We start from the raw sequence: 14,962 nt of genomic DNA, 5'->3' as shown, positions 1-14,962 counted from the left end.
TTGCATCTAAATGTGAACGATCATTTTCCTCCCTTATCAACTGACTGGGGAGGAAAGTGAATCAATCAGTGTTTCTGTAAACCCGAAAGCCTGAGTTTTTCCGACAGCAGAATCTGGCGAATGATCTCGTTATGTATTTTTGCACTACCGGCGCGACTCTATATCAATGGACCACAGTGAGCCACACCTACTCATTCTTCCTTCGACTCAAACTCCCATGCAGTTACAGATTGAATAAAACCATTTAAAATATCTGCAATGCAAGAATGCAGAGCTACAGTCTTATCATTGATTATCTTGGCAAGCTCCATTTTTTCAACACTTGTAGTTTGATCAAAGTTCAAACCCTCTCCTCCGCCAACAAGAACTGCTCCATCCGCTCGGATATTTAAAGTGCCAGCGGGAACGAACTCAAAATGCGCTATACGGTCCCTTATTGATGGTGCGCCGCCTTCGGACATTACAAATTCGAAGGCCGATATGTATTTGTTGTGCGCACCTGCGATAGCTTCCACAACTTCTAGCGGGCGTTTGCGAGCAAGTTTTTTAGGCAGAGTTCTAAAAGAGCTAATACGTTCTTTGAAGAAAGCACTAATGGCTGTGGAAAGTTGGTCCAGACAGCGACGATATGCCATTACATACGCTTGGTATTCAAAGTCCAGAATCTGCGTCCCACCTATTCCAAGCGTTGAGTTTCTCGAGAGAGCAGGGATTTCGCCGAGTGATGCCAACCTCCTCATTAATTCGGCCTCCACATCGAGCAATCTACCTTGGTGGTACAGCACACACAAGAATGATTGCTGTACGTTTCCAAGAATCCCATTCACGAGTTGGTGATACCAGTAATCTCCTTTGTTTGCATTATTTCGGAGTCGAGTAATGAAATCAGGCTGAGGATTTGTCACATATTGATGAAAATCTAAAAACGGTTTTTTTAGATTAACCTCCATTTCAAAACCAGCGACATCTTGCACGACTTTGAAGCACGCTTGGGTCTCAGCTGAAAAAATAGCTCGAAGTATGTCAACGTGTTCAGGCGTCACACTTTCCCCAAGAGTTGCTATTGCATCTCTTAGCGCGTCATTCAATATTGCGTCCTGGTGGTTTTCCACTTACCCTATCCCTAATTATTTATAATCAGTCGATTCTACACTTTCGAAAGACGAAAGGCACCTGCAATAAACAAATTGAAATTCATCTAACTCTATTGGTTCGTAGAAAATTCACGATTACTGGGTTCAGACCAAAAATCGCCAAGCGATGGTCCGCGCCTGTCTGCTTACCAATTTTATTAATCGCAGTGCTAGGATGGATGCTCTCACGCACCATAGCAGTAGGTACTTTTCCAATTATTATAAATTAGAGGTGTGCCGCAGCCGAATGAGAAACCGTCCCTAGCTTGATGTTAATTACACCTAGGAAAGACAAGCCTAATGCAAAGGATAGTTTTAGGGATAGAGGTCAAAATGATCATAAATAAAAACACTACAAATCATTGAATTAGGGATATTTTTGACTCCTGGTGCCGCACCATATGCAGTATCAAAAAAGCTCACCGAAAGGTGGGCCTTTTTTGTTTCCAGCACGCTCTGCATCATCCCTTCCCCCAAGATTGATCTCAATCAAGCCTGACGCCAGCACGCAGCTTAGCCTGAGATCAGTCAGTCCTTGAGGGAAGGAAACCATGGCCAAGAAATTCCCCACAAACCCCAGCCACCCGGAGCGCATCTGCTGGGGCTGCGACCTGTACTGCCCGGCCAAGTCATTGGCCTGTGGCAATGGGGCGAGTCGGACCATGCACCCGGTGGAACTGTTTGGTGAGGACTGGGACAGTTTCGAGGACCGGCTGGAGAAACCGATTGAACAAGAGCAGGACACAGGGCCCAAGTGAGCTTTACGCGGTCCCTTGTAGGAGCGGCCTTGTGTCGCGAAAGGGCTGCGCAGCAGCCCCAGAACTTCAGCGTAAATGCACAAATTGCCGGGGCTGCTGCGCAGCCCTTTCGCGACACAAGGCCGCTCCTACACCTGACTGCGCCAGCCTGATCAGAACGCTGTGCTGACCGTCAGCGACAGGTTGCGTGGGTCACCATAAATCGCCCCGGCATAGAACCCGTAACGGGTGTAGTAGTGCTTGTCGAACAGGTTGTTGGCGTTGAGGCTGACGCTGGTGTCGTCGGTCAGCTGGTACTTGGCCATGGCATTCCAGATGGCATAACCGGACCAGTTCACGTCGGTGGCACCGTTGCTCACACCATTGCTCGGCTGGCCCGCTGGGCTGGATATTGCGCGGATGTTGCTCTGCGCAGTAACCCCGGCGCCCAGGGTCAGGCGGTCGAGCGGGCCAGAAAGGCGGTAGGTGGTCGAGGCCTTGAACAGGTGCGATGGGTCGCTGCGGCCGTCGCTGTCGACGCGGCGGAAGTGCAGGTAGGTGTAGCCGGCATACAGGTTCCAGCTGGGGGTCAGGGCGCCGGCGATTTCCAGGTCGATACCGTCGGTTTCCTGGCCGGAACCGGCTTTGTAGGCGTCGCCACCGGTCGGGGTGGTCAGGTCGCCGTCGAGCACTGCCTTGTTTTCCTGCTTGGTGCGGAAGTACGCCGCCGAAGCATTCAGGCGGCCATCGAACCACTCTCCCTTGATACCCGTCTCGTAGCTTTGCCCGCGAATCGGCTCGACCTTGCTGCCGCTGCTGGTTTCAGCGGTTTGCGGGGTGAAGATGTCGGTGTAGCTAGCATACAGTGAGTAGTTGTCGTTGAGGTCGTACACGGCGCCCAGGTACGGGGTGACGATGCCGTTCTCTTCCTGGCTGGTACGTGCGCCAGTCACGCTGCGGGTGGTGGCCGAGTAGTTGCTGGTGCGCACGCCGAGGATGACCGACAGTGGGTCGGTGATGCTCAGGCGGGTTGCCGCGTACATGCCCTGCAGGCGGGTGGTGGTCTTGCTGTGGCGGCCGGTGCGCGAGGCGATGATGTTGTAGTCGTCATCGACGCCATTGCGCCAGTCGGTCAGCGGGAAGCCGTTGTTGGCGCGGAACTGGCAACCCAGCGCAGGCGCACTGGCCATGCCGTCGCCAACCATGGTGCAGGTGTATTCCGGCGACCAGGCCACGGTGCGGCTGTCGTTGTAGCCAACCATCGCCTGGTGGGTACGGCCGAACAGCTGGAACGGGCCGGACAGGTCGATCTGCGCCGACTGCTGGGTGGTGTCGGTGGAGCTGTGCAGACCGTTGAGCACGGCGCCGCTGCCATCCTGGTCCCAGTAGCCGCCGTAGCTGCCACGGCCCGCCGAGTTGACCTTGGCCAGGCCGCGGTGGTTGAGGGTTTCGGCGGTGCTCTGGGCGGCTTTCAGGTTCAGCGTCCAGTCGTTGTCGAAGCGGTGCTCCAGCGAGCCGAACGCGGTGCGGGTGGTGTACTCGCCAAAGCTCCAGCTGGGTACCACGTTGGTGCTGCGCGGCAGGTCGGTCTTGCTGCCATCGCTGTACCAGATCGGGATGTTCGCACCCCAGCCACCGCCAACAATCTTGTTGTACTCGTACTGGTAGCCGGCACCAAGGGTGGTGGCGTCGTCCAGGTCGAACTCGAAATTGGCCAGCGCGGCGCGGGAGCGCTCGGACTGGTTGTCGCGGAATGAGTTGGCGTCCTGCTGGGTCATCACGAAGCGCGAACGCAGGCGGCCGTCTTCGGACAGCGGCAGGTTGAGGTCGGCGCCCAGGCGGCGCTTGTCCCAGCTGCCGTAGGTGGCATAGGCGCTACCGCCGAACGTCCTGGTCGGTGCCTTGCGGATCAGGTTGACGGTGGCCGACGGGTCGCCGGTACCGCCCAGCAGGCCGTTGGCGCCGCGCACGATGTCGATGCGCTCGTACAGGTCCATGTTCAGTGCGTTGCCGCCGCCACTGAAGTCCGAGCCGCCCTGAAACTGCAGGCCATCGACCTTCCAGTTGCTGATCGAGTAACCACGGGCACGGTAGTCGGTACGCCCGCCCACTTCGGACTTGCTCGCGGTCACACCCGGGGTGGTTTCCAGCGCTTGCTCGATGGTGTGGATGTCGCGGTCATCCATCTGCTGGCGGGTAATGGTGGTGACCGACTGCGGCGTCTGGCGCGGCGTCAGGGCCAGGCCGGTGGAGCTGCGGGTGCTTTCGACGGTGTAACCCAGCTGACCAGCTTCGTCGGCAGGCAGCAGGGCGCTGTCTTCGATCTGCGTGGCCTCCAGTTCCAGGGGCTTGCTGTCGGCAGCCATCGCGCCACCGCTGACGGCCACGGCAATGAACAGGGCCAGCGGTTTGAGGCGCGTGCCGCCTCGGCTGATGGAGGGGAAGGCGTTCGGTGTGCTCTCGGAGTTCATTTGGGAAGGCTTCGTATTTGCAGATGATTTTTTGTTAGGATTCTAGGGATCGGCCCCCCGGGCTCCAGACCCGGCTTGTACGGGGATGTAATCGAACGTAACGAGCGCCACCGGCCCTCACCGAACAGGTGTTTATCTGCATGAGCACAACTTTGCTTGTTGTCGACGATGACGACGAGATCCGCGAACTTCTTTGTGATTACCTGACAGATGCCGGCTATAACGTGCTGGCAGCGGCTGACGGCGAGCAGATGCGCGAACAACTGGCCCGGCACAAGGTGGAGCTGGTGGTGCTGGACCTGATGCTGCCGGGCGAAGACGGCCTGAGCCTGTGCCGCCAGCTGCAAGCCACGCCGGGGCTGGCGGTGATCATGCTGTCGGCCAAGGGCAGCACGCTGGACCGCATCATCGGCCTGGAGGTGGGTGCCGATGACTACCTGGCCAAGCCCTTCGAGCCACGCGAGCTGATCGCTCGGATCAAGGCCGTGCTGCGTCGTCCGCAACGCCTGGATGCCCCCGCCGAAGAGCCGGTAGAAGATGCCCAGCTGTTCGCCGGCTTCCGCCTGGAACACGTGAAGCGCCTGCTCACCCGCCCCGATGGAGAGACCCTGACCCTGCCCCGCTCCGACTACCGCGTACTGCGCGAACTGCTGGAAGCCAACAACCGCGTGGTGTCCCGCGACCAGCTGACGCGCAGTGCGTTCGGCCGCGACCACCTGCCCGACGACCGTTCGGTGGACATGTGCGTCAGCCGCCTACGCCAGCATCTGCGCCACGCGCCGGCGGGTGCCGCGCAAATTCTCACTATCCGCAACGAAGGCTATTTGCTGAGCATCGCCGCCAACGGGGCCGATACCTGACATGCGCTGGCTGCGCCGGCTGTGGCCACGCACGTTGTTCGGCCAGTTGCTGCTGATAATGGTCAGCGGCACCGTGCTGATCCAGTTGATGTCCAGCAGCATCTGGTTCGATGTGCGTTTCGCCCAGGTTCTCGAGGCCCCTGTCCGGCTGATTGCCGCACGCAGCGCGCCGTTGATCGCTCAGGCCGACTGCGGTGCCGGTGCACTGCAGGCGCCTGCGCATTACCAACTGCGTTGCAGTGAAGCCCTGCCCACGCCGGTGCAGGACGAGCGCCGCGGGCGCAGGCGTGTCGAGCTGTTGCTGCACCAGGCCCTCGAGTACGAGTTGGGGCATGCCCAGGACGTGCGCCTGATGAAGGTGCAATTGACCGACGAACAGGGCCAGCCGATCGTCTGGCGCAGCCTGTTCGGCCTGCGCACGGCCCAGGCGCATCTGCAGTTCGCGGTGCCGTTGGCCGATGGGCACTGGCTGACCATCGAGGGCCAGGAACTGCAAGGCTGGAGCGGCGAGTCGGCCTGGGTGCTGATCAGCGATTACCTGTTGCGGGTGTACGCGCTGCGCATCGTCGCGGTTTTGCTGGTGTGCCTGATAGCCGTGCGCCTGTGCCTGCGCCCGTTGCGGCGCCTGGCCGATGCCGCGCGCGGCCTGGGTAGCAACCTCGAGCAGCCGCCCTTGGCGCTGGATGGCCCGGAGGAAGTGCGCCAGGCGGCCCAGGCCTTCAACGCCATGCAGCAGCGGCTGATCGCGATGGTCAACGACAAGGCCTACTTCCTGGCCGCCGTGTCCCACGACCTGCGCACCCCGCTGACGCGCATGCGCCTGCGCCTGGAGCGCCTGCCGGACGACGAAAACCGGCAACGCCTGCGGCAGAACATTGCGCAGATGGACAACATGATCGGCCAGGTGCTCGATTACCTGCGCGCGGGGGAGCAACAGAACCTGCAGCAGGTGGACCTGGACCGGCTGGTGGTGCGCCAGTGCGCGGAGCTGGCCACTGCCGAAGAGCCGTTGCCGGTGCATGGCCAGGCGGGCAGCCTGCGGGTCGATGCCCTGCTGCTGCAGCGCTGCCTGCAGAACCTGCTGGTCAATGCGTTGCGTTATGCCAAGGAGGTTTCGGTCACGCTGGAGCAGGCGACCACGGGGGTGTTCATCCATATCGATGACCGCGGCCCGGGGATTGCTCCGAGCCTGTTGGCGACCATCATCGACCCGTTCGTGCGTGGTGAAGGGTCGCGCAACCAGGCGTCCGGGGGGTATGGGCTGGGGTTGAGCATCGCCCAGCGGATTGCTGCCAGTCATGGGGGCGAGTTGCTGCTGGCGAACCGCGAGGGGGGTGGGTTGCGGGTCAGCGTGTTGTTGCCTCGCTAACACTTTTGCGGGGGAGGAACTGTACCGCCTGTGCGGGCCTCATCGCCGGCAAGCCAGCTCCCACAGGTACTGCGCATGGCTTGAAATCGGTGCGGTCGAGGTGGGAGCTGGCTTGCCGGCGATGAGGCCAGCACAGGCAACACAACCACATTCAGGTAACAGTCTTTTACCGATTACCCAGGTTTTCCCCTTTCCGCCTTTGCCTATCCTATGCCCGGTCATCCTGCCTGCGATGGACCCATGAAACACTCTCTACCCAGCCGCTACGCCTGCCTCGCCCTCTGCCTGCTGTTCACCTCCACCAGCCTGCCGCTGCTACCCCAGCATGCCTGGCTGTGGCCGTTCACATTGATCACCGCGCTGCTCAGCCTGGTCGGCCTGAACGACCTGCGGCAAAGCCACCACGCCGTGCGCCGCAACTATCCGATCCTGGGCAACATCCGCTACCTGATCGAAACCATCCGCCCGGAAATCCGCCAGTACCTGATCGAGGGCGACGACGACAAGCTGCCGTTCTCCCGCTCGCAGCGTTCGCTGGTCTACGCCCGGGCCAAGAACGAAAGCGCCGAGAAGGCCTTCGGCACCCTCAACGATGCCTACAAGCCCGGCTTCGAGTTCATCAGCCATTCCATGCTGCCAGTGGCCACGCCAGACCCGGCATCGTTCCGCATCGCCATTGGCGGGCCGCAATGCCGCCTGCCCTACTCGGCATCGATCTTCAATATCTCGGCCATGAGCTTCGGCGCCCTCAGCGCCAACGCCATCGCTGCCCTGAACCGCGGTGCACGCATGGGCCGTTTTGCCCATGACACCGGCGAAGGCAGCATCAGCCCGTACCACCGCGAACATGGCGGTGACCTGATCTGGGAAATCGGCAGTGGCTACTTCGGCTGCCGCACCGAGGACGGCCGCTTCGACCCGCAGCGCTTCGCCGAGCAGGCGCGCTCGCCGCAGGTGAAGATGATCGAGATCAAGCTCAGCCAGGGCGCCAAGCCGGGCCACGGCGGCATCCTGCCGGGGCACAAGGTCAGCCCCGAAATTGCCGCAACCCGTGGCGTGCGCGTGGGCGAGGATTGCATCTCGCCGGCGGCGCACAGTGCCTTCCGTACCCCGGTCGAGTTGCTGCAGTTCGTTGCCAGACTGCGCGAGCTGTCGGGCGGCAAGCCGGTGGGGTTCAAATTCTGCCTGGGCCACCCTTGGGAGTTCATGGGCATTGCCAAGGCCATGCTGGCCACTGGCATCACTCCGGACTTCATCGTCGTCGATGGCAAGGAAGGCGGCACTGGGGCGGCGCCACGCGAATTCAGCGACAACATGGGCGTGCCGATGCGTGAAGGCCTGATGTTCGTGCACAACACCCTGGTCGGCCTGAACCTGCGCGCCAGTATCCGCATTGGCGCGGCAGGCAAGATCGTCAGCGCCTTCGACATCGCCAGCGTGCTCGCCATCGGGGCGGACTGGGTCAACTCCGCGCGCGGCTTCATGTTCGCCATTGGCTGCATCCAGTCGCAGAGCTGCCATACCAACAAATGCCCGACCGGCGTGGCCACGCAAGACCCGCTGCGCCAGCGCGCCCTGGTGGTGCCGGACAAGGCCGAGCGGGTGGCAAGCTTCCACCGCAACACGCTGCATACGTTGGCCGAAATGTTGGCTGCCGCGGGCCTGGAACACCCTTCGGAGCTCAAGCCCAAGCACCTGGCGCGGCGTATCAGCCCTAGCGAAATCGGGCTGTTCTCGGACCTGCACACGTTCCTCAAGCCGGGCGAATTGCTCAGTGGCTCGATTGAAAGCGAGTTTTATGCGCGGATGTGGCAGATGGCGCGTAGTGACAGCTTTGCGCCGGAGACTGGGGCGGGAGAGGTGAAGGTTGCTGGGGTGCGGCGCAGGGAAGTGGAGCCTGCGTGAAAGCCGGGGGCCGCTTTGCGGCCCTTTCGCGACACAAGGCCGCGCCTACAGGAGTACGCAATCTCATGTAGGAGCGGCCTTGTGTCGCGATGGGCTGCAAAGCAGCCCCTAGGCCATCAGATCAGGATCAGAAGATGCTGATCGGGTACTCGACGAATACGCGGACTTCGTTGCCGTCGTCGTTGTAACCGTTCTGCTGCACGGCGTTGTTGGTACGCACGAACGAGCTACGCAGCTTGATCGACAGGTCCTTGGCCGGGCCGTCCTGCACCACGTAACGGATCTGGTTGAAGATCTCGCGCTCTTTACCTTCACCGAAGCCCTGCGGGTTACCCACTTTGCGGGTGTTGATGTTGTCACCCACCACGTAGGCCAGCTTGTAGGTCAGGCCAGGGATGCCGTAGGCACCGAAGTCCAGACCGTAGCCCAGCTGCCAGGAGCGCTCGTCTTCGGCGTTGAAGTCGGACCAGTACGAGTTGGCCAGGTAGATGGTCGAACCGCCGTCACCCACGCCACCCTCGTTCTGGTACCAGCCGTAGTTGTAGCCGGTGCTGCCAGTGCTGCGCTGGTGGGCGATGGTGAACGAGTGCGCACCGTACGCGTAGGTAGCTGCCAGGCTCCAGATGGTGTTGGAGTCGCCGTTGAGTTTGGCGCTCTTGACGAACTTGTTGTCGATGTCCGACTTGTAGCCGTTGAAGTCCAGGGTCAGGGACTGGTCATTGGCGATCGGGAAGACGTAGTTCAGGCCCAGGTAGTGCTTCTTCATCACGTCTTCGTTGTCGGCGGTGTACAGCGAAGCGGTGAAGTTGTCGGTGAACTTGTAGCTACCACCAAGCACGTTGATCGACTTCAAGCCACCACCGTCACGGCGCTCGGCGCTCTTGCGCGCTTCCTGGGTGAAGCGGCCGGCGTTCAGTTCCAGGCCCTGGATCTCTTTGGAGGTGATCAGGGTACCGGTGAAGCTTTCTGGCAGCAGACGGGCGTCGTCGTACTGCAGCACTGGCAGTGCCGGCATCTGGTCACCGTACTTGAGCACGGTGTTGGAGATGCGGAACTTCACTGCAGCGCCACCACGGGCCAGGTTGTGCGGCGAGTTGGCGTTGTCGTTCTCGTCCTTGAAGTCCGAAGGCTTGAAGAAGTCGACACCGGCGCCACCATTGTGGCCCTTGCCGCCGTCCAGACGCACGGCGTACAGGCCGAATGCATCGACGCCGACACCGACGGTGCCCTGGGTGAAGCCGGAGGAGAAGTTGGCGATGACGCCCTGGCCCCACTCGATCTGGTCGTCGGTGCCGTGCTTCTTGTCACGATTGATGTAGGCGTTACGCAGCAGGACGTTGGCGTGGCTGTCCTCGATGAAGCCTTTGCTGTCGGCCTGATCATTGGCCTGTGCCTGGGTCGCGGCGATCATCGCCAGGGCGACCAGGCTGATCCTGGTTTTCAACATGTTGTTTTCCTTATTTCTTAATCAAAAACGCTCTGCAATATGACGCCAGGAACCAACGCCCCTTCGTAGGTTCGACGCTATGCGGATCCAGACTGGAAGGCCTGCCGGTAATCACACGGGCGGCCTCTGGCAGCAGCATGGCCAAGATCATGGCCAGCAGGCGTTGGCCGAATCCTAGCCGTGTGCGATTACAAATGTCAAAAAGTCGTGAAATGCAGGTTGATATAACCAAAATTGCCTGTGGGTCTGGTGCATTTCCATGCAGGTTTGGGCTATCAGCGGACAATTTATCTTGTGTGGGAAATGGCCTTTTGATCGAACGGACAATTTTCCTGTGAGGGCACGTTCGCAGCGCAAGGCTGCTCCTGCAGGGAAAGGCGGCGCGGCAGGATCCGTAACAAACAGACACAGTTGTAATGACAACCCTTTACAAATACTCAAGCAACAGCAAATAACAAGCATTACCATCCGCACCTCTTTTTCACCTGCTCGATCCGGATGTGCCCATGCTTGTACCCTGCCGTCTTTCACCCCTGACGCTTGGCCTGTCGCTGCTGTTCGGCGCCAGCCTGGCCAGTGCCGCCACCACCACCCTGCCGGAACTGTCGGTAACCGCCGACAGTGAGCGCGAAGAGGACAACCCGCGGGTCAAGGAGGTAAGCACCGCGACCCGCACCTCGACGCCAGTACGCTATGTGCCGCAGGCCATCGACACGGTGAAGACCGTCAACGTGCTGGATTACGGCAGCAACACCCTGGGCAAGGCGCTGGAAGGCATCCCCAACGTCAGCAGCGGTGCCGACACCCGCTTCGACAGTGTGCGCATCCGCGGCTTCGAAGCCAGCAACGACTTCTACCTGGACGGCATTCGCGACGACAGCCAGTACATCCGCGACCTGCATAACATCGAGCGGGTCGAAGTGCTCAAGGGGCCGGCGGCAGTGCTTTATGGGCGTGGCAGCCAGGGCGGTATCGTCAACCGGGTGAGCAAGGCGCCGGAGCACGGCCGCCGTTCGAGCATCGAGGCGCAGGCCGGCAGCGAGGACCTGCGCAGCCTGTATGCCGACCTCAGTGCAGACCCCAGCGACACCGTCAGCCTGCGCCTGAACATGGGCAACCAGGACAACAACAGCTTCCGCGACGGCATCGACGGCAGCCGCCAGCTGTTCGCCCCGTCGATCAGCTGGCAGGTCACCCCCGACCTGAACTGGCTGGTGCAATACGAATACAGCCGCTACAACCGCACCCCGGACCGTGGCATACCCGGGGTCAACGGCCGCCCGGCCGATGTCAGCCGCAGCACCACCTATGGCGACACCCAGCGCGACTACATCGACGACCGCGCCCAGTCGCTGCGCTCGCGCCTGAACTACCAGCTGAACGAAACCTGGCAGTTGCGCCATACCTTGGGCCTGTTCAAGCTCGACAGTGAGTTCGACAACACCTACGTCACGGGCTACGACGCCAGCACCGATACCTTGACCCGCCAGCGCTGGCAGCAGGACCTGAACACCCGCAACCTGTTCAACACCCTGGAGGCCGAGGGCGACTTCGACACCCTGGGCCTGGAGCACAAGCTGTTGCTGGGCCTGGAGTTCGGCAACCAGAAGCGCGACCCGGTGCTGTACAAAGCGGTCGACCAGGAGCTGCAGGGCCTGGGCAAGCCCGGCCGCAACCAGCAACTCAATGGCCCAATGACGTTGTTTAGTGACAACCATACCGTGGTCGATAGCCGCGGCCTTTATCTGCAAGACCAGATCCGCCTGAACGATCAGTGGCAGGTACTTGCCGGCGTACGCTTCGACCAGTTCGACGTGCAGACCACCAACAAGGATGGCCTGAGCGAAACACAGGACAGCAATAGCACCAGCCCACGCCTGGGTGTGGTCTATACACCGTGGCGCGACCATTCGTTCTACGCCTCGTGGAGCAAGACCTTCTCGCCGGTTGGCGGCGGTCTCATCGGCATCACCCCCGGCGCAAAGGGCAACGGTAACGACGCCAAGCCGGAAGAAACCCGCCAGAAAGAAATCGGCGTGAAGAGCGACTGGCTCGACCAGCGCCTGACCACCACCCTGGCCATCTACGAGCTGGAACTGTACAACCGCCGCACTCGCGACCCGCTTGTCCCGGAAAACATCTTGCTCAGCGGCATGCAGCGTTCGCGCGGTATCGAGCTGACCGCCACCGGCAACATCATTGGCAACTGGTACGTGCGCGGTGGCATCGGCCTGCAGGACGCGACCATCGTCAAGGACAACAACGGCCAGGAAGGCAACCGCATCAATGATGTGGCCAAGCGCAACGGCAGCCTGTTCGTGACCTGGAAACCGGAACTGGGCTGGTACGCCGAAACCGGCCTGACGCTGGTGGGCGAGCGATATGCGGACAACCAGAACACCACGGTGCTGCCGGGGTATGGCCGCTGGGATGCATTGGCGGGGTACCGCACGCAGGACTGGGATGTGCGGGCGGCGCTGAGCAACATTGCCGACAAGACCTACTACAGCTCGGCGACCAGTGCGGCGCAGATCCAGGTGGGTGACCCGCGTAGCCTGGTGGTGACTGGCAGCTACAGCTTCTGATCTTTATTGCCTGTGCCGGCCTCTTCGCGGCTAAAGCCGCTCCCACAGGTACCCCACATGTATCGAGCCAGTGGGGTACCTGTGGGAGCGGCTTTAGCCGCGAAGGGGCCAGCACAGGTTTAAGCAATCGATCAGTGCCACACCGCCATCAGCGCCTGCATTTCTGCTTCGCTGATCAGCCCTTGGGGGTATCGTCCGGCAAGCAGACGTTGTGGGTCGGTCGTCCTGACCCTGATGCATCCATGGTGTTTCAACCACTTCGCCACAAGCCTGAGCGATTGGTGATTCACTGCCGATGGGCGCAAAGCCGACTCACTTGCTGCGTTCATTTCTACACGTACTCCCTGGCCCGTGAGCGGCTAATCTACGTAAGGATTGTTACAGATCCGAGAGCTCGGCATGGCCGAGCTATCTGACTGAAAACAATACAAAACATATGCCAGCACAGGCCTGCGGACGGCCCCGGAAACAAAAAAGGCCCGTCATCTGACGGGCCCCTTCATTCACCGTGCGCTCAACGCTTGACCGGTGCCGGCTGCTGCTGGGTCAGGCAGTGGATGTTGCCACCGCCCAACAACAACTCGCGACCTGGGATCATCACCACCTCGTGGTCGGGGAAGATCTTCGCCAGAATCGCTCTGGCCTCGGCATCTGCCGGGTCGTCGAAGCTTGGCGCGATGATGCCGCCGTTGACGATCAGGAAGTTCACGTACGAGCCGGCCAGGCGCACCGACGGGTCACGCTCCTGGCTGCCAGCCACCTGATCGACACCGGCACACTCTTCGGCGGTGGCGAACAGCGGGCCCGGGATCGGCATCTTGTGCACGATGAATTCACGGCCCTTGGCATCGCGGGTGTTCTTCAGCACCTCCATGGCGGCATGGCAGCGTGCATAGTTGGGGTCGTTGGAATCATCGGTCCAGGCCAGTAACACTTCGCCCGGGCGCACGTAACAGCAGAAGTTGTCGACGTGGCCATCGGTCTCGTCGTTGTACAGGCCATCCGGCAGCCAGACCACGGTGTCCACCGCCAGCTGGTCGCGCAGCACCGCTTCGATCTGCTCGCGGTTCAGGTGCGGGTTGCGGTTGCGATTGAGCAGGCACTCTTCGGTGGTGATCACGGTGCCTTCGCCGTCCACGTGGATCGAGCCGCCCTCGAGCACGAAACCTTCGGTTTGGTAGCGCTGGCAGCGCTCCATTTCCAGGACCTTGGCTGCCAGCTCCTCGTCGCGGTTCCACGGTGCGTACAGGCCGCCGTCAAAGCCGCCCCAGGCATTGAAGCCCCAGTCCACGCCACGCACTTCACCCTGGTCGTTGATGACGAAGGTCGGGCCGGTGTCACGCACCCAGGCGTCGTCGTTGCTGATCTCGACCACGCGGATGTTCGGCTGGTCGAGCTGACGACGGGCATTTTCGTACTGGCCAGCGGAAACCGCGACGGTAACTGGCTCGAAGCGGGCAATGGCCTTGGCCAGGGTCACATGGGCAGCCTGCGCCGGCTTGCCGCCCAGGCGCCAGTTGTCCGGGCGCTCCGGCCAGACCATCCACACCTGGGTTTGCGGGGCCCACTCGGCGGGCATGTGGAAACCATCGGCACGGGGAGTGGAGTTGAGGGTTTTCATGGTTGACCTCTGTGATGGCCCTGAGCCGGACTGTGCTGGGGCGTTTGTCAATTTATAACCGATATATATCGATATTTGAAGCCCGATAATCGGGAAAATCATGAACGATCAGGGACATTAAATCGATAACAATCGACACACACCCAACCTTGGCCGAGAACCAAAGCGGCACGACCTCTACCATAGACAGCCCTTGTGAATGCCGTTGAAGCTCAAGGCGGAAAAAACGGCCAGACCGGCTAGGGTCAATACATGAGCAGAACGGGCCAGCGAACCGCCATGAACATCATCCCTACCGCGATCCCTGAAGTACTGATCATCGAGCCAAAGATTTTTAGTGACGGCCGTGGTTTTTTCTTCGAGGCGTTCAACGCCCGTGAGTTCGCCCGGCAAACCGGCGTGAATGTCGAGTTCGTTCAGGACAACCACTCGCGCTCCATCAAGGGAGTACTGCGTGGTCTGCACTATCAGGTAGAAAACACCCAAGGCAAACTGGTGCGCGTGGTGCAGGGGGAAATCCGTGATATTGCCGTGGACGTGCGCAAGAGCTCGCCAACCTTCGGCCAATGGGTCGCGGTGCAGCTGTCGGCCGACAACCATCGCCAGTTGTGGATTCCGCCCGGCTTCGCCCATGGCTTTGCGGTGATGAGCGAGTCGGCCGAGTTTCTCTACAAGACCACCGACTACTACAACCCGGGCGCCGACCGCTGCATTCGCTGGGATGACCCGACGCTGGCCATCGACTGGGGGCTGCAGCAGCCACCGGTGCTGTCGGACAAGGACAAGCTCGGCCTGCCGCTGGCAGAGGCGGAACTGCTGCCTTAACTAGCGCAT

General features: G+C 60.8%; 11 protein-coding genes. 6 read left to right on the top strand and 5 right to left on the bottom strand.

Features of this window, described 5'->3' with window-relative positions; all coding sequences use genetic code 11:
• Window positions 1-191: 191 nt before the first annotated feature.
• Window positions 192-1,112 carry a hypothetical protein gene (locus ABX298_RS11950; protein ID WP_367394425.1) on the bottom strand — a complete coding sequence of 307 codons (921 nt, stop codon included), beginning with the start codon at window positions 1,110-1,112 and terminating at the stop codon, window positions 192-194.
• Window positions 1,113-1,684: 572 nt separating this feature from the next.
• On the opposite strand from ABX298_RS11950, the gene ABX298_RS11945 reads away from it, so the two are divergent.
• Entirely contained in the window at window positions 1,685-1,891 is a 207-nt protein-coding gene (locus tag ABX298_RS11945; RefSeq protein WP_085721806.1) for a DUF3079 domain-containing protein, read from the top strand.
• 152 nt (window positions 1,892-2,043) lie between these two features.
• On the opposite strand, the gene ABX298_RS11940 is transcribed toward ABX298_RS11945, so the two are convergent.
• A complete protein-coding gene (locus tag ABX298_RS11940; RefSeq protein WP_367394424.1) occupies window positions 2,044-4,341 on the bottom strand; it encodes a TonB-dependent siderophore receptor in 2,298 nt (765 codons plus the stop codon).
• 140 nt (window positions 4,342-4,481) lie between these two features.
• On the opposite strand from ABX298_RS11940, the gene ABX298_RS11935 reads away from it, so the two are divergent.
• The 3 genes from ABX298_RS11935 to ABX298_RS11925 all read left to right on the top strand — a co-directional run bounded on the left by ABX298_RS11935 (window position 4,482) and on the right by ABX298_RS11925 (window position 8,475).
• Window positions 4,482-5,201: a response regulator gene (locus ABX298_RS11935; RefSeq protein WP_025337347.1), complete on the top strand. Its 720-nt coding sequence runs from the start codon at window positions 4,482-4,484 to the stop codon at window positions 5,199-5,201.
• A gap of 1 nt (window position 5,202) precedes the next feature.
• On the top strand, window positions 5,203-6,570 hold the full coding sequence (locus ABX298_RS11930) for an ATP-binding protein (protein ID WP_367394423.1): 1,368 nt from the start codon (window positions 5,203-5,205) through the stop codon (window positions 6,568-6,570).
• A gap of 240 nt (window positions 6,571-6,810) precedes the next feature.
• On the top strand, window positions 6,811-8,475 hold the full coding sequence (locus ABX298_RS11925; protein ID WP_367394422.1) for an FMN-binding glutamate synthase family protein: 1,665 nt from the start codon (window positions 6,811-6,813) through the stop codon (window positions 8,473-8,475).
• 127 nt (window positions 8,476-8,602) lie between these two features.
• Here the strand turns inward: ABX298_RS11925 and ABX298_RS11920 are convergent, their stop codons facing one another.
• Complete coding sequence (locus ABX298_RS11920) at window positions 8,603-9,922, bottom strand: OprD family porin (RefSeq protein ID WP_286100853.1); 1,320 nt, start codon at window positions 9,920-9,922, stop codon at window positions 8,603-8,605.
• A 506-nt stretch (window positions 9,923-10,428) separates the two neighbouring features.
• Between ABX298_RS11920 and ABX298_RS11915 the strand changes: the two genes are divergently transcribed.
• Window positions 10,429-12,507 carry a TonB-dependent receptor gene (locus ABX298_RS11915; protein WP_367394421.1) on the top strand — a complete coding sequence of 693 codons (2,079 nt, stop codon included), beginning with the start codon at window positions 10,429-10,431 and terminating at the stop codon, window positions 12,505-12,507.
• Between the two features lie 131 nt (window positions 12,508-12,638).
• Here the strand turns inward: ABX298_RS11915 and ABX298_RS11910 are convergent, their stop codons facing one another.
• On the bottom strand, window positions 12,639-12,836 hold the full coding sequence (locus tag ABX298_RS11910) for a hypothetical protein (protein ID WP_075044327.1): 198 nt from the start codon (window positions 12,834-12,836) through the stop codon (window positions 12,639-12,641).
• Between the two features lie 185 nt (window positions 12,837-13,021).
• A complete protein-coding gene (gene aguA / locus ABX298_RS11905; protein WP_367394420.1) occupies window positions 13,022-14,128 on the bottom strand; it encodes an agmatine deiminase in 1,107 nt (368 codons plus the stop codon).
• Window positions 14,129-14,407: 279 nt separating this feature from the next.
• On the opposite strand from aguA, the gene rfbC reads away from it, so the two are divergent.
• On the top strand, window positions 14,408-14,953 hold the full coding sequence (rfbC, locus tag ABX298_RS11900) for a dTDP-4-dehydrorhamnose 3,5-epimerase (RefSeq protein ID WP_367394419.1): 546 nt from the start codon (window positions 14,408-14,410) through the stop codon (window positions 14,951-14,953).
• The last annotated feature ends 9 nt before the right edge of the window (window positions 14,954-14,962 follow it).

It is taken from the genome of Pseudomonas sp. X4, from assembly GCF_040784925.1.
GTDB classification, from domain to species: Bacteria; Pseudomonadota; Gammaproteobacteria; order Pseudomonadales; family Pseudomonadaceae; genus Aquipseudomonas; species Aquipseudomonas putida_Z.
This window is presented reverse-complemented; position numbering and strand designations above follow the sequence as displayed.